This is a genomic window from Hasllibacter sp. MH4015 (genome assembly GCF_020177575.1).
In the GTDB taxonomy this organism is placed as follows: Bacteria; Pseudomonadota; Alphaproteobacteria; order Rhodobacterales; family Rhodobacteraceae; genus Gymnodinialimonas.
Map to the genome: position 1 here is coordinate 2,579,360 of NZ_JAHTBK010000001.1, position 20,243 is coordinate 2,599,602.

Annotated in this window: 18 protein-coding genes; 9 read left to right on the forward strand and 9 right to left on the reverse strand. The window is 64.7% G+C overall.

Annotated elements, in window-relative coordinates; all coding sequences use genetic code 11:
* Positions 1–26: 26 nt before the first annotated feature.
* On the reverse strand, positions 27–1,304 hold the full coding sequence (locus KUW62_RS13245; protein ID WP_224815942.1) for an ABC transporter substrate-binding protein: 1,278 nt from the start codon (positions 1,302–1,304) through the stop codon (positions 27–29).
* A 30-nt stretch (positions 1,305–1,334) separates the two neighbouring features.
* On the reverse strand, positions 1,335–2,396 hold the full coding sequence (locus tag KUW62_RS13250) for a maleylacetate reductase (protein WP_224815943.1): 1,062 nt from the start codon (positions 2,394–2,396) through the stop codon (positions 1,335–1,337).
* A gap of 88 nt (positions 2,397–2,484) precedes the next feature.
* On the opposite strand from KUW62_RS13250, the gene KUW62_RS13255 reads away from it, so the two are divergent.
* On the forward strand, positions 2,485–3,435 hold the full coding sequence (locus KUW62_RS13255; RefSeq protein WP_224815944.1) for a LysR family transcriptional regulator: 951 nt from the start codon (positions 2,485–2,487) through the stop codon (positions 3,433–3,435).
* Positions 3,436–3,502: 67 nt separating this feature from the next.
* Here KUW62_RS13255 and KUW62_RS13260 read toward each other — a convergent pair whose 3' ends face one another.
* The 4 genes from KUW62_RS13260 to KUW62_RS13275 all read right to left on the reverse strand — a co-directional run bounded on the left by KUW62_RS13260 (position 3,503) and on the right by KUW62_RS13275 (position 7,780).
* Complete coding sequence (locus KUW62_RS13260) at positions 3,503–4,696, reverse strand: CaiB/BaiF CoA-transferase family protein (protein ID WP_224815945.1); 1,194 nt, start codon at positions 4,694–4,696, stop codon at positions 3,503–3,505.
* The gene (locus KUW62_RS13265) at positions 4,693–6,246 is read right to left on the reverse strand and encodes a tripartite tricarboxylate transporter permease (RefSeq protein ID WP_224815946.1); all 1,554 of its coding nucleotides are present in this window, start codon (positions 6,244–6,246) and stop codon (positions 4,693–4,695) included. The genes KUW62_RS13260 and KUW62_RS13265 overlap by 4 nt, the downstream gene beginning before the upstream one ends.
* Positions 6,247–6,753: a tripartite tricarboxylate transporter TctB family protein gene (locus tag KUW62_RS13270; RefSeq protein ID WP_224815947.1), complete on the reverse strand. Its 507-nt coding sequence runs from the start codon at positions 6,751–6,753 to the stop codon at positions 6,247–6,249.
* 67 nt (positions 6,754–6,820) lie between these two features.
* Positions 6,821–7,780: a tripartite tricarboxylate transporter substrate binding protein gene (locus tag KUW62_RS13275; RefSeq protein ID WP_224815948.1), complete on the reverse strand. Its 960-nt coding sequence runs from the start codon at positions 7,778–7,780 to the stop codon at positions 6,821–6,823.
* A 131-nt stretch (positions 7,781–7,911) separates the two neighbouring features.
* On the opposite strand from KUW62_RS13275, the gene KUW62_RS13280 reads away from it, so the two are divergent.
* Positions 7,912–8,820 carry a LysR family transcriptional regulator gene (locus KUW62_RS13280; RefSeq protein ID WP_224815949.1) on the forward strand — a complete coding sequence of 303 codons (909 nt, stop codon included), beginning with the start codon at positions 7,912–7,914 and terminating at the stop codon, positions 8,818–8,820.
* Here KUW62_RS13280 and KUW62_RS13285 read toward each other — a convergent pair.
* The gene (locus tag KUW62_RS13285) at positions 8,810–9,568 is read right to left on the reverse strand and encodes a sulfite exporter TauE/SafE family protein (protein ID WP_224815950.1); all 759 of its coding nucleotides are present in this window, start codon (positions 9,566–9,568) and stop codon (positions 8,810–8,812) included. The two genes, KUW62_RS13280 and KUW62_RS13285, sit on opposite strands and share 11 nt — an antisense overlap.
* Before the next feature lie 38 nt (positions 9,569–9,606).
* Here KUW62_RS13285 and KUW62_RS13290 point away from each other — a divergent pair, with 38 nt between their 5' ends.
* Positions 9,607–10,359: an alpha/beta fold hydrolase gene (locus KUW62_RS13290; protein ID WP_224815951.1), complete on the forward strand. Its 753-nt coding sequence runs from the start codon at positions 9,607–9,609 to the stop codon at positions 10,357–10,359.
* Here the strand turns inward: KUW62_RS13290 and KUW62_RS13295 are convergent.
* Together KUW62_RS13295 and KUW62_RS13300 are read right to left on the reverse strand one after the other, a co-directional pair.
* The gene (locus tag KUW62_RS13295; protein WP_224815952.1) at positions 10,344–10,991 is read right to left on the reverse strand and encodes a GntR family transcriptional regulator; all 648 of its coding nucleotides are present in this window, start codon (positions 10,989–10,991) and stop codon (positions 10,344–10,346) included. The genes KUW62_RS13290 and KUW62_RS13295 overlap by 16 nt on opposite strands.
* A gap of 4 nt (positions 10,992–10,995) precedes the next feature.
* Complete coding sequence (locus KUW62_RS13300) at positions 10,996–11,745, reverse strand: SDR family NAD(P)-dependent oxidoreductase (RefSeq protein ID WP_224815953.1); 750 nt, start codon at positions 11,743–11,745, stop codon at positions 10,996–10,998.
* A gap of 72 nt (positions 11,746–11,817) precedes the next feature.
* Here KUW62_RS13300 and KUW62_RS13305 point away from each other — a divergent pair, with 72 nt between their 5' ends.
* From KUW62_RS13305 to KUW62_RS13330, 6 genes are all read left to right on the forward strand, one after another.
* Positions 11,818–13,407 (forward strand): thiamine pyrophosphate-binding protein, encoded by a 1,590-nt coding sequence (locus tag KUW62_RS13305; protein ID WP_224815954.1) that lies wholly within the window; start codon positions 11,818–11,820, stop codon positions 13,405–13,407.
* Positions 13,407–14,789: an aldehyde dehydrogenase family protein gene (locus KUW62_RS13310; protein WP_224815955.1), complete on the forward strand. Its 1,383-nt coding sequence runs from the start codon at positions 13,407–13,409 to the stop codon at positions 14,787–14,789. Before KUW62_RS13305 ends, KUW62_RS13310 begins: the two co-directional genes overlap by 1 nt.
* The gene (gene tcuA / locus KUW62_RS13315) at positions 14,786–16,195 is read left to right on the forward strand and encodes an FAD-dependent tricarballylate dehydrogenase TcuA (RefSeq protein WP_224815956.1); all 1,410 of its coding nucleotides are present in this window, start codon (positions 14,786–14,788) and stop codon (positions 16,193–16,195) included. Before KUW62_RS13310 ends, tcuA begins: the two co-directional genes overlap by 4 nt.
* Positions 16,192–17,343 (forward strand): tricarballylate utilization 4Fe-4S protein TcuB, encoded by a 1,152-nt coding sequence (tcuB, locus tag KUW62_RS13320; RefSeq protein ID WP_224815957.1) that lies wholly within the window; start codon positions 16,192–16,194, stop codon positions 17,341–17,343. Before tcuA ends, tcuB begins: the two co-directional genes overlap by 4 nt.
* Positions 17,340–18,161: a DUF1932 domain-containing protein gene (locus KUW62_RS13325; RefSeq protein WP_224815958.1), complete on the forward strand. Its 822-nt coding sequence runs from the start codon at positions 17,340–17,342 to the stop codon at positions 18,159–18,161. The genes tcuB and KUW62_RS13325 overlap by 4 nt, the downstream gene beginning before the upstream one ends.
* Positions 18,162–19,237: 1,076 nt before the next feature.
* Entirely contained in the window at positions 19,238–20,053 is an 816-nt protein-coding gene (locus KUW62_RS13330) for a lytic transglycosylase domain-containing protein (RefSeq protein WP_370632923.1), read from the forward strand.
* Positions 20,054–20,243: the final 190 nt, after the last annotated feature.

Genomic DNA, 20,243 nt, shown 5'->3' on the forward strand with positions numbered 1-20,243 from the left:
GGGGACGCAGGCGCCCCCAACCGCGCTCAGGCCGTGATCTCTTCCATCGTGCCGCCGGTCGGAATGTCCGGTTGGTCGGAATTGTCCACGATCACAAGGTCATATCCGCCGCCGTCGCGCAGCCGCCACTGGCCACCGACCAAGGGCGTTTTCGCCACGTTCGCGGCGGCGAAAGGCGGCAGGCCGGCGCCGTCGAAGGCGATCCGCCCCACAAGGCTGTCGAGTTGCGTCGCCGCAATCGCCTCGGCCACCGCGTCGGGGTCCCCGCTGTCATCCACGCGGCCCATGACGTTGGCCGCCATCTCGAAGAGCGCATGGACAAAGCCGATGGGCTGCGTCCATTGCCGCCCCGTCGCCGCGGTGAACCCGGCGGCAACCTCTTCGGCGCTCTCGCCCGTCACCGAGGAGCTGAACGGGTGCGAGGGCGACCACCAGACCTCGGAGGAGAGGTTGTGGCCGGTATCACCCAACGCTTCCACCGCCTGCGGGAACAGGATCGCCTTACCAATGGAAGCCGCCTTGGGCGTGAAGCCCTGCTGCTTGGCCTGGGTCCAGAATGTCGTGAAATCGGGCGGGATCGGCACGCCGGTCACGATCTCCACATTGTTCTGGCGGAATGCGTTGATCTGGGCGCTGAAATCATCGGTCAGGTTCTGGTAGCGGCCCGGATCGGTCAGACCGAAGCCCTGCGCCTCCAACACCGGCGGGAAGCCGACGTTTGGATCGCCCCACGCATTGCCATCCCCGTCATTGGGGAACAGGCCACCGACCTGCTTGTTGGTGTCCAGCTGGTTCCACATCGACGTGAAGACGGAGATCACATCCTCCAACCCCCAGAAGAAATGGTAGCTGTAGTAGAACCGCTCCCAACTTCCCGGATCGCCCGGATTGCCCTGTTGGCCGATGAAATAGGGCTGCCAGGGCGCGACGGTGGAAATGCACGGGATCTCTTCCGCCTCGCAGGTCGTGGCGACCGGGTTGGTGGTTTCCGGTGTGGAGGCGACGAGCATCAGGTCGATCTCGTCGTCGATGATCAATTCGCTGGCGACATCGGCGGCGCGGTTGGGGTTGGACTGGCTGTCCTTGACGATCACTTCGAAGTTCGCCCCGACCTCGGAATTGGCGAAGGCGTCGAGGATGAAGCTGTCGGCTTCCGAAAACGCGGCCAGCGGTCCCGATTGCGGGCTGACATAGCCCAATCGGATACGCGCGCCCTGCGCGATGGCCGGAGCGGCCAGCCCGCTTGCGGCCATCGTAAGGCCTGCGGCAGAGGTGGTTTTCAGCAATGTACGACGTGTGATCATGGTTCGTCCTCCCAAACGAATGGTGATGTCTCAGGCCTGCGGGGGTCGTCCGGCCCAGGCGCGGTGCAAGAGGGCTCTGATCCCCTCCGCGGTGATCTTGCGGGGGTTCCAATAGGGGTTTTGCGTGGCCAGATCGGCCATGCGATCCAGATCGCCCTCCGTCACGCCGAGGTCCTTGAGCGCCATGGGCGCGCCCAAAGACGCCGCAAAGTCCCACATTGCCCGGGCCGGATCGTCTTGGCCGAACACGTCCCTCAGCGGGGCCAGTTCCTCGGCTGCCGCCGGCGCGTTGTAGGCCAGGGCATGGGGTAAGATGATGGTGTGTGTTTCCGCGTGGGGCAGGTTCAATGCGCCACCCAGCGTGTGGCAAAGCTTGTGGTGCAGCGCCATGCCGACCTGACCAAGCACGGTGCCACAGGCCCATGCGCCTTCTTGCGTGGCCTGCCGCGCGGACAGATCCGTCGGGTCGGCCAGAACCTCGGGCAGCGCGCGGCGGAATGCGGCCAACCCGTCCAGCGACAACTGGGTCGCGGCCTCGTTCCGGTCCTTGGCGTAGAGCGCCTCAACCGCATGCGCCATGGCATTGAAGGCGCTGGTTACGGTCATCTCGACAGGTAGGGTCGCCACCAGCTCCGCGTCATAGAGCACGACCTGCGGGCGCAGTTTGGGATCGCTGATCGTTGTTTTCACGCCATTTTCGGTCTGGCCGAGGATTGGGGTGCATTCACTTCCGGCATAGGTTGTCGGCAAAGCGATCTGTCGTGCGCCCGTACGCAGGGAAATGGCCTTGCCCAGCCCGATCGTGGAACCGCCGCCGACCGACAGCACCGAATCCGCGCCCGCATCTTGCAGGTGGGACAGCGCCTCCGCCGTGACATCGGTAGGCGTGTGCATCGCGGCCTTGGAGAATATTCCAGCAGCCATCGGTCCCAATATCTCAGCAAGCTCAAGCCCGAGGTCCGATTGATGCGGGGTCGTCAGGACAAGGACCCGGCCGCATCCCGCCGCATCGGCGTGGTCGCGGGCCTTCCGACGTATTCCCGCGCCGAACGCCACGGTCTGATCGGAGGCAAGATGGTCAATGTCCAACACGCTGCTGTATCCCTTCCGGTTGAAGCGACTATGCCCGCCCGAAACCGCAACTTGATCGAATCTGGAACGCACTTCATAACTTGATGTTATGAAACTCGATCCACATCACCTCGAAATGCTGTTCGCCATCGTCGATAGGGGTGGATTGGGCGAAGGGGCGGAGATGCTGGGGAAGTCCCAGCCAAGCGTCAGTCGATCCCTCGCGCTCTTGGAGAAACGCATCGGGATCGCGCTCTTCGAAAAAGATCGTCGCCCGTTGCGACCGACCGAACTGGGCCTCGCGCTGGCGGCTGAGGGGCGCAAGATCCATGAAGCCGGTCGCAGCAGCGCGGCCCTTCTCGCGCAATATCGCGATGGCAAGACCGGGGCGGTGCGGGTCGGCGGCACACCGTTTTTCATGGACGGCGTCATCTCAGGCATGTTGGCGGGGTTCCAGTTTGCGCGGCCCGACGTGCGGATCGACCAGATCTATGGCTACCTGAACGACCTGCTGCCGCGCCTTGAGGATGGCAGCCTTGACCTTGCGATCCTGCCGATGCGGGCCTCGATCATCCCCGAGGGGTTCGACTTCGACCAGATCCTGCCGGGGCGCAATGTGATCGCTTGTCGGACGGGCCACCCCCTCGCGCGGCGCGGCTCCGTCAAATTGTCCGATATCGGCCAATATCCCTGGATTGCGCCACCGGCGGACAGCCCGCTGTACCAAGACCTTCGCACCGTGTTGAAGGAGATCGGCATCCGGGATTTCAAGGTCAGCTTCACGGGCGGATCGCTTAGCGCCACGGTCAACATCCTCACCGGATCGGACGCCCTGACGGTATTGCCATTCTCCGTGGTTTTCATGATGCGCGCCCAACGCTCCGTCGGTGCTTTGTCGATCCGCATCGGTGATCCGGACCGCCATCTGGGAATCCTGACCCGGAACGACGCCGATCTGAAGCCCGCGGCGCAGCGGGTGCGGAACCATATCCGGCAGGAATTCGATGCGCTTTCCAGCAGCATCATCCGGGTCAGTCAGGATATGGTGTGGCGGCCTTAGTCACACCCTTGGGCGGCAAGCGCAACGAAGGTGCGGTTCGGCCCGCGCTCATGGCAAATCCGGCGCCTTAATCTGGAGAACCATCCGGCCCCTGCGCCCGTGCGCTCAATCCAAGCTCGTGCAGAAGGCTGTCGGTATCCGCGCCAAGGTCGCGCGGTGGGTGGGCTGGGGCGAAGCCGTGCCCGGCGATCTGGAACGGCAAGGTCGGAACCGATGCACCGCTAGGCAGCGGATGAAACAGCCCCCGCGCCGCCGCATGGGGGGAGGCGACTGCGTCGTCCAGCCCGCGCAATTCGGCCGCCGCGACGCCCGCTTTGCGCAACCGATGCTCCCACGTGCTGGCATCCTCCACGCTTAGCGCGTCCAGCAGCTCCGCCTCCAGCGCCTCGGCATGGTTTGCGCGGGCCGCACGGTCGGTGAAGCGCGGATCGGACAGCCAGACCGCCCGGTCCACGGTCCGCGCCAGCGCCTCGAACTGCGCTTCCTCGTTCACCCCCAAGGACAGCAGGCCAGAGCGACAGGGAAATGTCCCCGACGACGGGCTGCGGGAGTTGGCGGCGTTGCCCCGAGGCTGCGGTACGTGGCCCGTGGCGGACATGTCTGTCACGGCCGAGGCCATCAGCACCATCGCGGTGTCGAACATGGAGACGTCCAGAAATGCGCCACGCCCCGTCCGCTCCCGCTGAAGCAGGGCAGAGACGACGCCGAACCCGGCGGCGAGTGCGGTGCCGTAATCCATCACCGGCGCGCCCGTGCGCAACGGCCCGCTTTCGGCGGTCCCGGTCATGGTCATCAGGCCGCAGGCTGCCTGAATATTCACGTCATAGGCAGGGGCATTCTCCATCTCGCCGCCACGGCCATAACCCGTCATCGCACAGTGGATAAGGCGCGGAAACCGGTCGGTCAGGTTGGTCAGGCCGAGGGTGCGAAGGGTCTGCGGAAGATGGTTTTCGACAAGCACATCTGCCGTGGCCAAAAGCCGGTCCATCGCGTCGCGCCCGAACGGCGTTTCAAGGTCCAGCACCACCGACCTTTTTCCTGCGGCCTGTGTCGACCAGGCGGTCGATCGCCCCTCCGCCGCTGCCGCCTTGTCGGTGCCGCCACGCCAGCGCATCGCGTCGCCGCGCGGGCTTTCGACCTTGATGACCTCCGCGCCCAGAAGCCCCAGCATGTAGCCGCAGGCAGGCCCGGCAAGGACATGGGTGAAATCGACGACCCGGATGCCGGAGAGTGGCAGGGGCGGATCGCGATCCTCGCTCATTGCGCGTTCGCCCGCCGCTGGCGGCGCTGGCCGATCATGCGGGCCAGCAGGACAAGGACGCCCACGGCCAGGAAGCCGCCCGCCACAGGCTCCTTCAGGAAAATAAGCGCACCATCGTCGCTCAGCAGGAGCGCCTGGCGAAAACTCTCCTCCATCGGGCGCGCAAGGACGAAGGCGATCACGAATGCGGCCGGTGCGAAATCGGTGCGCCGCATCGCGTAGCCGATCACACCGAAGAGAAGCGCGATAGCCACGTCGAGGATCGACGCGCGGGCGGAGAAGCTGGCCGCCACGGCCGTCAGGAAAATGAACGGATAGAGGTAGCTTGGCGGAATCCGCGCAATGGTCTTGCCAATCAGCGGCCCACCCCAGAAGCCCATCACGCCATAGGCGGCGATGCCCACGAGACCGGCGGCGAACAACGCGAAGACCAGCTCGCGGGACGAGAAGAAATCGCCGCTATCGGTGATGATCATGTTGCTTTCGCTGAACAGGAGCGGGCCGACCTGGATGCCGTGGATCAAGAACACGCCGATCAGCACTGCCGCCACAGTGGAGCCCGGCACACCCAGCGTCAAAAGCGGGATCATCGACGGTCCCGACACGGCGTTATTCGCGCTTTCCGGGGCCGCGATGCCCTCGATCACGCCGGTCCCCCATTGCTCGGAATTCGCGGCGCGGCGCTTTTCCTCGCCATAGGCCACGAAACAGGCCACGGATGAGCCCAGCCCCGGCATCATGCCGATGAACGATCCCATGATCGACGAGCGGAACATTAGCGGCACCAGCCGCCGCACCTCAGCAAGTGTCAGGCGGTCGCCGCGATGGTCATCGGCGAGCCCTGCGTCGATCACAGTCTCCTTTCCGCGCTTTTCGGCCTGGATTATGATCTCCGAAATCACGAATACCCCGATCAGAAGGGGAACGAGGCTCATCCCGTCGCGCAGGTCCTGGGTTCCGAAGGTCAGGCGCGGGGTATTGGTAATGACGTCCGTGCCGATCAGGGCAACAAGCGCGCCAAGGATTGTGGACAGGATGCCCTTGGTAATGGATTTCCCCACCACCGATCCAATCACGACAAAGGCCATCAGGTAGATCGCAAAATATTCGGTCGGGCCGAATGTGCGGGTATATTGGGCGATCCAGACGGCGCCGAAGATCAGGATGATCTCGCCCGTGTAATCCCCGAAGACACTGGCGACAGTTGCCGTGCGCAGGGCGCGGTTCGGCTGGCCGCGCTTGGCCATCGGGTGCCCGTCCATCATCGTCGCCGCACTGGCCGCCGTGCCGGGCGTGTTGAACAGGATCGCCGCGATAGAACCGCCATAACGCCCCGATTTCCCGATCACGTAGAGAAACGCCAGCGCGGGCAGCGGCCCGAGGTAGAAGGATAGCGGCAGCAGCATCGCGATGGCCGCACTCGCCGTCAGGCCCGGAAGCGCGCCGAAAATGATGCCGACGAATGCCGCGAGCAGGGTGAAGAAGATCGCCTGCGGATCGGAAAAGAGCATTCCGAAGCCGCCGATCAGGTCATTGAACGCGTCTATCATTCAGGACCCCGGCGTGATCAGGCGCGACAGCCAGCGCAGGTCCACAAGCTCCCCCCGCGGATCGAGCAGGCCCATCAGACCCATAAATACGAATTGGTAGACGATACCGGCCAGGATCGGCAGGAGCAGCAGGATGATCGGCCGCCGCACCCCGAAAACCCATAGCATCAGGCCGGTCCCGACGATCATCGCCACCATGTATCCTGCCGCCCAGAAGATCGCGGTACAGATCGCACCGACGGCGATCACCGACAGCACCCGGCGCACATCGCTGTTGCGGAAACCGAAGCTCTCGGCCTCCTCCTCCGGCGCGCCACCAGCGACAGCGCCGATGGCGATTATCGCCCCAAGCGCGATCATCAGGACGGCCAAGAAGACCGGCACGGATCGCGGCCCCACCGCCTCATAGGAGGCCGGGTCGATGCGCCATGCCTCCACCGCGAAGACCGCACCAATGGCGATGACGGTAGCGGCGACACCAAGGTCGATGCGACTGCGATAGGTCATGGGGTACGGGCCGATCGGACATAGGCGTCCCGGGGCCGCGAACGGCACCCGGGACTGGGGAGAGAGCTTATTCCTGCGCCGCCGCGATCTCGGCGATCACGGGCTCGAACGTCTCCATCAGGCGGTTGAGGTTCTCGGCCCCATCCTCCGGCGTCAGGTGCATCGCGGCCAGGCCGGAGCGACCCATGAAACGGCCGAAGCCTTCCAGTTCGACGACCGCTGCGACGGCGGCGGAGACATCCTCCATCACCTCATCGGGCAGGCCGACCGGGCCGTAAAGGCACATCGGCCCCGTCACGTTCAGGGCGTCCAGACCCTGTTCCGCGAAGGTCGGCACGTCGGGGTTGGCCGGGTCGCGCTCCAGTGACGGCACGCCAAGCACACGAATGTCATCCTCGAAGCCTGACACAAGCTGGTTGCCATTGAAGCTGGCCGTTACATCGTCGGCCACTAACGCATTCCGTGCGTTCGATCCGCCACGGAAGGGCACGACCTGGTGGTCGATGCCGTTGGCATTCATGAACAGGTGGCCCACAACCGCATGCATCGTCGCCGCGCCCGAGGTGGACCAGCGCACGGTCTCACCGCTGTCGCGCACCATCTCCACCCATTCCGCAGCCGTCTGTGCGGGATGTTCGGCAGGGATTTGCAGGCCGGTGACAAGCTGCGTCACACAGCCCAGGTTCACCAGGCTCTCGCGCGGGTCGAACTCCGCCTCTGGCGTCGAAAGCGAACTGCCCGACAGCGTGCCATTGTTGATGATGTAGAGCGTATAGCCGTCCGCGTCCGCCTCGGCGACGGTCTGGGCGGCTTGCAGGCCCGAACCGCCGGGCTGGTTCACGATCACCATCGGCATGCCGTTCATGCTTGGTGCCTCTGCCGCGAAGGAGCCGAAGCCCCGCGCGGATGTGTCGGTGCCGCCGCCCGCCGAGAAGCCGACGATAAGCCGAACCGGACGTTCGGGATAGTCGGCGAAGGCCGCCGTTGCGGTCAGCGCGATAGCCGTGGAAAGCAGAAAAGTCTTCATGATGGTCCTCCCTTGCAGGCCGCGTCTTGCTTGCGCAGTGCCTGATCCGAAAAGGGTTGCATGGTGTGAATGCATTTACAATTGCTAAGGTTCTGGGTTTACTTGCGCAAAATGCAAGAGAAGGAACGCCGTTGCGCACCGACACCCTCAAGGCCTTTCAAACGGTGGTCGAGCTGGGGTCCCTCAGTTCCGCAGCCCGCGCCCTCAACCTGTCGGAGCCCGCCCTGTCGCGCCGCATCCAGGCCCTGGAGGCCGAGCTGGATCTGGTCTTGTTTGACCGGTCGCGCCGGCAATTGCGCCCGACGGAGGCCGGTCAGGCCTTCTTGCAGGAGGTTCAACCGATCCTGTCGGGATTGAACCGGATCTCCGATTTCGCCAACGACATCCGCACCGGCGCGCGGCGGCGGTTGCGGCTGGTGTCGATGCCGCGCCTGGGCGCCGCAATCACCGCGCCCGTTGTGGCGCGTTTCAAGGCCTCCCATCCCGATGTCGCGCTCAGCGTCGATATCCAGCCGCGCCGCTTCTTGGAGACTTGGATCACCGGCCAACGCTTCGACATCGGGTTGTCGAGCCTGCCGGCGCGCCATCGTGACATCGACACGCGCCTGCTGTTCGAGCTTCCTGCCGTGGCGGTGCTTCCCGTGGGCCACCGCCTGGCCGATGCGCCGTCGCTGAGCGTGGAGGACCTCTTGGCGGAGGACAATTTCCTGACGCTCGGCAGCGGCACGCTTTTGCGGCAGCAGACCGAGACGATCTTCGGCCATGCCAATGCGATGCTGCGCCCGAGGCTGGAGGTCAGCCAGGCGCATCTGGCCTGTCACCTCGTGGCGCTTGGCGCAGGCGTGACGATTTGCGACCCGCTGGTCCCAACTGGGTTTCCGGAGCAACTGGCCACCGTGCCGATCGTGCCGCACTACCCGATGGCATTCGGAATGCACTTTTTGCGCGGCCATACGCTCAGCGACGAGGCGCTGACCCTTGAAGGGATCGTGCGCGCGCGCGCCGACGAATTCATCGAAGAATTGGGTATCACCCCATGATCGCGATGCGGAAGAAGTTGAGCCCCCCGAAAACGGTCAGCACGTCGATGGCCACCTTATGCCAGCCCTCACCCATACCGCGCAGCACCTTCTGGCCGACCCAGTTGCCCGGGATCGTGGCCAGCCCGCACAACACGCCAAGCGCGAACCATCCGTCCCCCAGCATGTCTGTTCCCCCGTAAACACTCGTGCGAGTGATGTTCATCGTCAGCGCGATGGCCGCCAGCGTTCCGACGAATTCCCGCCGGTTCAGGCCGTGGCCCGTCAGGAACGGGATCAGCAGCATCCCCGCCCCGATCGACGCGCCCGAAGCCACACCATAAACCGCACCCGCCCCCATCAGCGCGCGCGGTCCGGCCTCGATCTGCCGCCGCGCGGCCCAATGGCGCACGGGTACAGAGGCAAGGATCGTCGTGCCAAGGATGATCGCGATGGCCGTGGCGTTCAGGTTCGAATAGATCAGCGCCGCAAGGATCACGCCGGGGATCGTCGTTATCATCACCAGCCTGTAGGCCCCCCAATGCAGCGCGTCGCGGTTGAAGAACACCCGCGCCACGCCGCTGATCGTCAGGGCCACGGCCAGCACCGGCACAGTCGCGACGACACCGATCAACGGCGCCAGCACGATGGCCATCAGGAACCCGCCGCCGATCCCGGTGCCGCCGTGAATGATCGAGGTGACGAAGGCGGCCAGCAGCACCGCCGACAGGATCAGCGGATCCATCGCAAGGATCGCGGTCAGGTCCATCCCTTGCCCTCCGCCCGCAGGGTCCGCACTATCGGCGCATGTCTGATCTGCATGTCGAAACCCGCGATGGCGCACCACATTTGACGTTCGCCCATGCGCTTGGCACCGGGGCATGGGTCTGGCAGCCGCTGCTCGGGCATCTGCCGCCTGACTGGGGTATCACGACCTACGATCTGCGGGGCCACGGACAATCCGGGGGCGCAGGCGACCGGATGGCGGATCACGCGGCGGACCTCACCATGCTGGCCCCGAATGGCGCTTGGCTCGTGGGCTTGTCGATCGGCGGGCAGATCGCGATGCAGGCCGCGCTCGATGCGCCGGGGCGGTATGCAGGCCTGATCCTGTGCGACACCGCGCCTGTCATCGGATCGGCGGAGTATTACGCGGCCCGGGCCGCACGCATTCGGAGTGAGGGGATGGCCCCTTTCGCCGCCGATCAGGTGAAACGCTGGTTCGCGCCCGCCTTCGCTGCCGCCCATCCCGAAGTCGTGGCCCACGCACAGGCCAGGCTCGCCGCGCAGCCGGTCGACGGCTACCTCGCCGCCTGCGCCGCCATAGGCGAGACCGACCTGTCGGACGACCTGAGCGCGTTGGACTTGCCGGTGCTGTGCCTTGGCGGGTCCGAGGATGTCTCCACCACGCCCGACACGATGTGCGCGCTGGCCCGGTCCCTGCCACGGGCGGAGGTTCGGATCATCGACGGTGCGGGGCATCTGCCCCTGTTGGAGGCCCCGCAGGCAATGGCCGACGCCATTGTGGAGTTCATCACCAAGGATCACGCCACCTCATAGATCAGCCGCAGACGTGCCCGATGGGCGGCGCGGATATGGGCGCGCGCGGCCTCTTCGGCGCGGTTCGCGTCGCGCGCGGCGATCGCGGCGAGGATCGCGCGGTGTTCGTCCCGCGCCGCGTCGATGCGGCCCTGCATGCTAAGCGTGGTGGGCCCAAGCAGCGTCAGTGCGCTGGAAATCCCGTCCATGGCAGACAACAGAAACCGGTTATGGGCGGCCTGCCCGATGGCCCCGTGGAAGATCGCGTTACGGCGACTGGCCTCCGCCGCGTCCAGATCGGCGCTTTCCGGTGGCTGTGTCGCCAAAACCTCCTCCAGCGCGTCGATCTCCGCCGAGTTCGCATGTTGGGCGGCAAGGCGGGCTGCCGTCCCCTCCAGCACTTCACGGATCGTATAAAGCTCGGTGATCGAGGATTGGTCGAGGCTGCGCACGACCGCGCCCTTGTGGGCGGCATGTTCGACGATCCCGTCCTGTTCCAGCCTCCGGATCGCCTCTCGCACCGGGGTGCGCGACAGGCCCAGATCATCGGCCAATTCCACCTCGCGCAGGCGGTCGCCCGGCCGGATCTCTCCGTTCAGGATGCGGGCGCGGATCTGTTCATAGGCGGAGGCCGGGGCCGGGGATTTTGTCATGGGCTCAGAATTGATACCTCCGCAGGCCCCCGTCCACCGCAATCATCGTGCCCGTGATATAGGCGGCCAACGGCGAGGACAGGAACACGGCCAGGTTGGCCAGCTCCTCCGGCTCCCCGTAGCGGCCGACGGGAATTTCGGTGCGCGACTGCTCAGCGCGGTATTCGGGCGAATAATTGCGGCGGATCTGGTCCGACATGATCCGACCGGGCGCGATGCAATTGACGGTCACTCCGTCATTCCCGACCTCGCGGCTCAGCCCTTTGGCCCAGGAATGGATACCCGCCTTGGCGCAGAACGCGCCGTTCACGCCCTCGGGCTCGGACTTACCGGTGATGTTGATAATCCGACCCCACCCTGCATTCTGCATTCCCTCCAGAAAAGCATGGGCGATCTGGCGGGGCCGCGTGAAATTCAGCGTCAACGCCTCGTCCCATTGCTCCTCCGTCGCGTCCTTGCCGAAAGGGCGAGAGCCGCCGGCATTGTTCACAAGGATGTCGACCTGCCCGAGCGCGTCTATCGCGGCGGCTTGGATCTTGGTGGCGACCGCATCGTCGTAAAGGTCGGCGACCATCGTATGGGCCTCGCCGCCCGCGTCCAAGATCTCGGCCTTGCCGCTTGCGAGTGTTTCCTCGTTGCGCCCCGTCAGCAGCACACGGCACCCTTCCTCGGCCAGGATACGCCCGATGGCGCGCCCGATCCCCGCATTGCCGCCGGTCACAACCGCCGCTTTGCCCCGCAGTTCCAGATCCATGGCCACCTCCCTGTTGCATTGGATTGCATACATCTGTATCCAATATCGAAAGTCGTGACAAGGAGACACCTCTTGAACCTGTCCGAGGCAACTGTCCGCAGCCTGCAAGCCGTTGGAACAAAGACGATCTTTGGCTATCCTGGCGATCCCTCCGTGGGCTTCCTGGAAGCCTGTCGCACTGAAGGGACGGAGTTCATACTGGCCCGGCGCGAAGGCACGGCGGGTCTGATGGCGGAGGCTTGGGGGATGCTTACGGGGCGGCCCGGCTGCGTGTTGTCAACGCTTGGCCCCGGCTCCACGAACCTCGCGAACGCCGTCGCTAACGCGTACCTGGATCGAGTGCCGATGGTGGCGATTTCCGGACAGATCGACACGGGTCGCGTGGCGACATTCACCCACCAGGTCGTCGACCAACGCGCCCTCTTCACGCCGATCTCCAAATGGGCCGCGGACCTGACGCCCAACGCCGCCGACCCCGTCCTGCGCCGCGCGCTGCGCCTGGCGATGGCCCCGCGCCCCGGCCCGGTTCACCTGTCTATGCACGCCGATCATGTCACGGCGGAGGTTGCGGGCGACGTGGTGCCCCCGCCATTGACACCCTTCCATCACACCTCCGTCACCCATTCCGGCACCGCGCCAGAGGCGATGATCGCCCGCGCGAAGCGTCCCATGATCCTCTTCGGGATTTCCGCGATGCAGGAGGCCGCGGGCGATGAAATTGTCGCGCTGGCTGAACGGATCGGCGCGGCAATCGTCGCCGCCCCCATGGCCAAAGGGACTGTGGCCGAAGATCATTCACTCTTTGCCGGCACGCTCGACATGGCCTGCCAGGCGCTGATGTGGGATCTGATGCAATCGGCGGATCTCGTGATCTGCGCCGGGTTCGATCCGGTCGAGTTGATCAAGCCGTGGTCGGTCAAGGCTCCGGTCCTCCACATCGACCAGGTGCCGAACACCGATCAGGTCTATGCCGCCGAGGCTGAGGTCGTGGGGCCCATCGCGCCCGCGCTGGCGTGGCTTACCGATGCGGCTTCCGCAGCGGCGGGCTGGCCTTTGGCCGAGATCGCCAGCCATCGCGATCACCTCGCTGCCGCGTTCGACGATGGGCGCGTCAGCGGCACGCTCAACCCCTCCGACGTGATCCGCGTGGCGCGGGATGTCCTTCCCGCCGACACCATCGCCAGCGTCGATGTCGGCTCTCACAAGCTGCTTGTCGGACAGGGCTGGCGCCCCTCTGCGCCCCGCAGGTTCCTGATGACGAACGGCCTCAGCTCCATGGGGTTCAGCCTGCCCGCCGGGATCACCGCCAAGCACCTGCACCGCGACGCGCCGGTCGTGGCCTTCACCGGCGATGGCGGATTGGCCATGGTCCAGGGGGAGCTTCGGCTGGCCGCAAGCCTGAAACTGGGCCTCAAGGTGCTTGTCTTCGTCGACAATTCGCTCAACCGGATCGAGTTGAAGCAGATGGCCAAACAGGTCCCCTCCACCGGCACGATCATCGAGGAGACGGCGATCGAGCCGCTGGCAGCCTCCATGGGCTGCAACGGCATCATGGCCGAAACCGAATCTCAATTGGCTGAGGCGTTGGCCGTGGACCCCGGTGACACCCCGCTCGTCATCGGCGCGCGCATCGACCCCGCGCAATACGCGGCGCAGTTCTGATGCGGGTCGCAAACCTCATCGACGGCGCATGGCGCGCGGACGGGTCGGAAATCGCGGTGTTCGACAAGTACCATTTGTCCGAGGCCTACCGCCTGCCCAGCGCGACCCCGCGCGACGTAGATGATGCATTGGCCGCGGCCACCAGCTACGCCGCGGCCCCGCCCCCGGAACGGGCGGCCTGTCTGCGCCGCGCCGCCGATCTGATAGAGGACCGGCGCGATGCGATCCGCGCCGCCATGGTTGTGGAGGCCGGCTTCCCCCTCAAGGACGCCGATGGGGAAATCAATCGCGCACTGGCAACCCTGCGCCTGTCGGCGGAGGAGGCGACGCGGATTGCGGGCGATGTCGTACCCTTCGACGGGGCCATCGCGGGGCGCATGGGCTTCACCATCCGCGTACCCGTTGGCGTGGTCGTGGCCATCACGCCGTTCAACGCCCCGCTGAATACCCCCTGCCACAAGCTCGGCCCCGCGCTTGCCGCCGGGAACGCCGTCATCCTGAAGCCGTCCGAGAAAACGCCCGGCCCAGCCGCCCATCTGGTCTCGGCACTTCTGGACGCGGGCTTCCCGCCCGGGGCGGTGCAGATGCTCCATGGCGGGGCAGAGGTCGCGCGCGCGCTTCTCGCCGACCCAAGACCCGCCTTCTACGCCTTCACCGGCTCCACCAAGGTCGGTGCCGCGATCCATGCCGCTGCAGGGCTCAGACGTACGCAGATGGAACTTGGCTCCATCGCGTCCACGATCATCGACGCCGACGCCGATCTGGAGGTCGCGGCGAAAAAATGTGCCGGTGCCAGTTTCCGCAAGGCCGGCCAGGTTTGCACCTCGATCCAAACCCTCTACGTCGCGCGCTCCGTCCACGACGCCTTCCTCGGTCACTACGTGACAGCCGCCCGACAGCTCGTCGCCGGGGACCCGACGGACCCCGCCACCGATATCGGTCCGATGATCTCCGAAGACGCGGCGGAGCGGGTTGAGACAATGTTCGACGGCGCGCATATCCTGCTTGGCGGCACGCGAGAGCGCAGCCTCATGCAGCCCACGATCATCACCGAGCCGACCGACGCTTTCCTGACGGAGGAGGCTTTCGGCCCAGTCGCCGCCGTGATCCCCATCGACACCCTGTCCGATGCCATCAACCGCGTGAACGCCACGCCCTACGGCCTTGCAACGGGCCTCTTTACACAAGACATCACCGCCGCCCTGAACGCCGCGCGGCGGCTCCACGTCGGTGGCGTGCACATCAACGAAACCTCCTCCTCCCGCGTTGACCTGATGCCGTATGGCGGCGTGAAGGCCAGCGGCTTCGGCCAGGAAGGCCCGCGCTACGCAATCCGCGAGATGACGGAAGAGCGGCTCATCACCGTGTCGGGTCTTGCATGAGCTATGACGTCCTGATCGCAGGCGGTGGCAATGCCGCACTCTGCGCCGCGATCTGCGCTGCGCGGGGAGGTGCGCGGGTCCTGGTGGCCGAGGCCGCGCCCATGGCCATGCGCGGCGGCAACACGCGCCACACCCGCAACTGCCGCATCGCCCATGACGAGGGCAACGGCATCCTGACCGGCCCCTATCCGGTGGACGAATACCTCGACGATCTGATGCGCGTGACCAAGGGCAACACGGACGCGGAGCTTGCGGAACTGACCCTGCAACGCTCCACCGAGGTTTGGGATTTCCTCGAAGCGCAGGGCGTCCGGTTCCAGCCGTCGCTGGGTGGCACGCTAAGCCTGGGGCGCACCAACGCCTTCTTCCTCGGTGGTGGGCGCTCAATGCTCAACGCGCTCTACCGCATGGCGGAGGACCTCGGCGTCGAGTGCCGGTACGAGACCCGTGTGGCCGACATCGAAATCGAGGATGGCTTTTTCCTAGGCGCAACGCTGGAGGCGGGCTGGGAAACCGACACGCCCCGGCGCGAAACGGTCACGGCACGCACCTTCGTCGCTGCAGCCGGGGGATTCGAATCGAACATCGACTGGCTGAAGGAAGGCTGGGGCGAGGCGGCGGAAAACTTCCTGATCCGCGGCACGCCCTACAACACCGGCGGCGTCCTGCGGCTGATGCTCGATGCCGGGGCCGACAAAGTCGGTGACGTGGACCAATTCCATTCCGTCGCCATCGACGGGCGCGCCCCGAAATTCGACGGCGGTATCGTCACGCGCCTTGATTGCGTGCCCTTCGGTATCGTGGTGAACCAGAACGGCGAACGCTTCTATGACGAGGGCGAGGATTTCTGGCCCAAGCGATACGCCATCTGGGGCCGCCTCGTTGCCGCGCAGCCTGACCAGGTGGGCCATGTCATCATCGACGCGAAATCAGCCGACCTGTTCATGCCGTCCGCCTTCCCCCCGGAGATGGACGACACGTTGGAGGGGCTGGCCGGCAAGATCGGCATCGACGCCAACACCTTCATCAAGACCGTCGAGCGATTCAATGCCGCCTGCCTGCCGGGAGAGTTCGACCATACGACCCACGACACGTGCCGCACCGAGGGGCTGGAGCCACCGAAGACCCATTGGGCGCGACCGATCGCCGACCCACCGTTCCGCGCCTACACGCTGCGCCCCGGTATCACGTTCACCTATATGGGCCTACGGGTGAACCGTGATGCGCGCGTGCTGTTCGACGGCGCGCCCTCCCCGAACATCTTCGCCACGGGCGAGATCATGGCGGGCAACATCCTGGGCCAGGGCTACTTGGGCGGGCTCGGCATGACGATCGGCACGGTTTTCGGGCGCATCGCGGGGACAGAGGCCGCGCGCAGCCTGACCAATGACAGGAGCAGCCCATGAGCCGCGTCGATCTCCCCTCCCTCGCCACCGCCGCCCAGGACGAGGTCGCGCGCCAGATGACGATCTGCAACGCTTGTCGCTATTGCGAGGGGCTCTGCGCCGTTTTTCCGGCCATGGAGCTTCGGCGTGTCTTCGAAGGGTCGGACGCCGACTACCTCGCCAATCTCTGCCACAATTGTGGGGCGTGCTATTACGATTGCCAATACGCCCCGCCGCACGAATTCGCCATCAACGTGCCCCAGGCAATGGCGGACCTGCGCGAGGAGAGCTACGCACGGTTTGCTTGGCCCGGCGCTCTCGCACCCTTGTTCGCGCGCAACGGCATGTGGATCGCGGGCCTGTCCGTGCTGTCTGTCGCGGGCTTCATCCTAGGCTTCGCGCTCTGGTCCGATCCGGGCGCGCTGACGGCGTCGGGTGATTTCTACGCCGTGATGCCACACAACGCGATGGTGGCGCTTTTCGCCCCGATCTTCCTGTTCTCGCTCCTGGCGATGGCACTTGGGCTGCGCAACTTCTGGCGCGCCGCCGACGGGGGCAATCGCGTGCCGGTGACGCTTCCCGCGCTCTGGCAAGCGGCGCGTGACGCGGGTCGGATGCGCTATCTCGATGGCGGCGGGATGGGCTGCATGAGCCAATCGTCGCGCCCGGACAAGCACCGCCGCCTCTTCCACCAACTCACCATGTACGGCTTCCTGCTTTGCTTCGCCTCCACCTCCAGCGGGACAATCATGCATTACCTGCTGGATTGGCCCGCGCCCTACGGCTTCTGGACACCACCGAAACTTCTGGGTGTTCCGGGCGGGCTGGGGCTGGTTATCGGAGCGGCGGGTCTGATCTGGTATGATCTCCGCCGCGATCCCGCGACGCGTCCCCGTGACCGCACCGGCATGGGACCCGCCTTCACCTGGACGCTGCTGGGGCTCGGCGCCACTGGCCTTGCCCTTTACGGCCTGCGTCAGACACCCGCCATGGGCCTGTTGCTGGCCCTGCACCTGGGCTGCGTCTTCGCCTTCTTCGTGACCATGCCCTACGGCAAGTTCGTCCATGGCCTCTACCGTTTCGCGGCGCTGACCCGCCACGCCCACGAGCAGACTGCCGGGCATCAAACCATCGCCGCCGCCCCCGTGGAAGGATGGAGCCGTCCATGAAAGTCGCCTTCATAGGATTTTCGGAGGCCGGTCCCGCCTTCGCCGACGTGATGATCCGCAACGGTGCCGAGGTCAGGGCCTTCGACCTCCGCTCACTCGATCCCGAAACGGCCGTCGACCAGCGGGCGCGCACTGCGCGGGTCGGCGCGAAGCATTCCGGCAGCATGGCCGCGGCCTTCGATAGCGCGGAGCTGATCTTTTCCACCGTCACCGCCAGTGCCGCATTTGCCGTGGCGCGCGACGCCGCGCAGCACCTGACGCAGACGCAGATCTTCTGCGACCTCAACTCCGTCGCACCCGCGACCAAGCTCGCCATACGCGATGCGATCACTCCCAGCGGGGCGCGATTCGTGGAAGCCGTCGCCATGGGCCGCACCGCCGAAGGACGTTTGCCGCCGCTCCTGCTTGCCGGCCCCCACGCCGCAACGCTTGCGCCGATTTTGCTGCAACTCGGGATAGACGCAGCGGTCGCGGGCGAGGAATGGGGCGCCGCCGCGACGGTCAAGCTCCTGCGATCCGTTGTCGTCAAAGGGGTCGAGGCGGTCTTGTCGGAGGCAATTGAGGGGGCCGAGACCATCGGCGCAACGCCCGCCCTGTTCCACACGCTCTCCGACTGGGCACCGGGCATCGACTGGCCCACCTTCTCCGCCTACCACCTGAACCGCGTGGCCAAACACGGCACCCGCCGCGGCGCGGAACTACGTGAATGCGCGGCGCTCCTGAAAAGCCTCGGCGTCGATGCCCCCACGACAAGCGGAGCGGCCGAACGTCAATCCAACATGGCAGGCCGCAAAGTGGTCCTTGCGAAGAATATCTGAAAGCACCCCGAGGCAAGACTCGTAGGTCATCTTTGCAAAACCAGACGAATTAGTGGCCACCGAATGGGGCGCTTGCGTCGGGTTAGGCTGCCTTTCCAACGGCAGCCGCAAGATTTCCAATCGGCCCGCCTGAGGCCGAGAAACCAGCGGTCCTCAGCCAAGCTATAGGGGCCACAATCGGGGCATATTTCTCGGTTGGGTGGTGGGTGGCGGAGACGAAGTCCGAAAGTTGCTCTATATCAGTGACTTAAGTCGTTGTATTCGTTGGAGGCTCGATCTCCGCGTGTTGCGGGTTGTGCAGCATAGTGTGCAGCAGAATTAGGCAGTTTTCGCTGCTCTCAGTCTCCGGTTGGGACTAATAATGCTGAGTGTCGATCGCATTTAAGACTGATGGCTTTCGCGGTCTTTTCGGTCAACAACTGAAGTGTCGGGTCGCAGATAAGGGTGCTTCAAAGCGACGTTCTCGGCCCGTAGCGGACTTTGACAATTCTTTGTTCGCGGCATCGCAACGACTACAGAGCCGACGTTGGCAAATAGCTTGATGCCCGATGCAAACTCTTCGTTAACCTTGTCGTGCAATAAGAAGTCATGCTTCAAGTTTGGAAAATCGTTGTGCCTTCCGAGTGTGGGCAATTGTCTTCCGCCCTAGGATGGGCAGTGGCCAGTACAGCCGAAGAAGCGAAACAGCTATCAGGGACGCCGAAAGCTATCGTGAGTGCCGATCCGGAGCGCCTTTGGATCGCAAATGAGCGGGTTGTTTGGCAAACATCTACTGTTGAAGCCTAATCTAACTCGGCCGAAAGCCGCCATCCGCCGGTAAGCAAGGGTGCTGCCGTCGCAGCACCAGTTGCGGACATTCGCCGCAAATGCGCAATCTCGACGGTACCAAAGCTCATTGTAGCTCGGAATCTGGTTCCCGGCCGCGTCAAGAATTTCAACACCGGCAGCGATATGCGAAAGGCGTCTTTCAGCGAATGGTGCATTCGCAGCAAGACATCTTGCCTACCCGCGCTTCTCTCATGCTAGAATTTTCGCAAGTCTTCTGAAGCCATCCATTCACCGTGGAAAAAAACACCATGCACACTGGCCTGACCCATTCCATTCGCCGTGCCACAGCGATCTGCCTACTGCTCGGCGCACCCGTAGGGGCAATGGCCGCCACGTGCGGCAATGACGCCTCCGGTTTCGCCAGATGGCAGCAGGAATTCGCAGCGGAAGCTGCCGCCGCCGGTATCGGTCCAGCCGGGTTGCAGGCTCTAGCCGCTACCACCTACGCCACACGCACGATCTCGGCAGACCGCAACCAGCGCTCTTTCAGTTATTCACTCGAAGAATTCATGCGAGTTCGCGGTGCCGATACGATTGTGCGACAAGGCCGACAGCGGATCGCCGCAAATCCTGCGTTCTACGACTCTCTCGAGCGTGCCTACGGCGTACCCGCTGCAGTGATCGTCGCAATTCACGGAATGGAAACCGGATTTGGCAATTTCATGGGCGATGCAAACGTCCTCTCGGCCATCGCAACTCTTGCCTATGACTGCCGCCGCTCTGCCTTTTTCAGCGAACATGCGCTGGCCGCGCTTACGCTCGTAGATCGTGGCACAATCAGCCCCAATGCAATCGGCGCGATGCATGGTGAACTGGGACATACGCAATTCTTGCCGGGCAACGTTCTGCGCTACGGCGTAGATGGCAATGGCGACAGGCGCATAGACCTGAATAATCTCACCGATGCCCTGGCCTCGACCGCGAATTTCTTACGCCAGAATGGCTGGCGGCCTGGCCAAGGGTATCAGGAAGGCCAGCGCAATTTTAGGGCAATCCAAGCCTGGAATGCGGCGCCGGTTTATCAGCGGGCAATCGCGATCATGGCGAGCCAGATAGAAGGCTGACCTTGGTTGCGGATTAGACAAAAGCGGGTCGGCGAAGCGAAGTCGGAGAAAGCTTGGAATTGCGAAATACTTTGAGCGAGCGGCCCATAGCCGCCATTTGAAGTTTAGTACAATGCCGCGCCACAGCATCCCAAAAGCAGACGCCCAATCCGCTATGCGCTGGGGAAAAACGTTGCTGATTTGGACACGC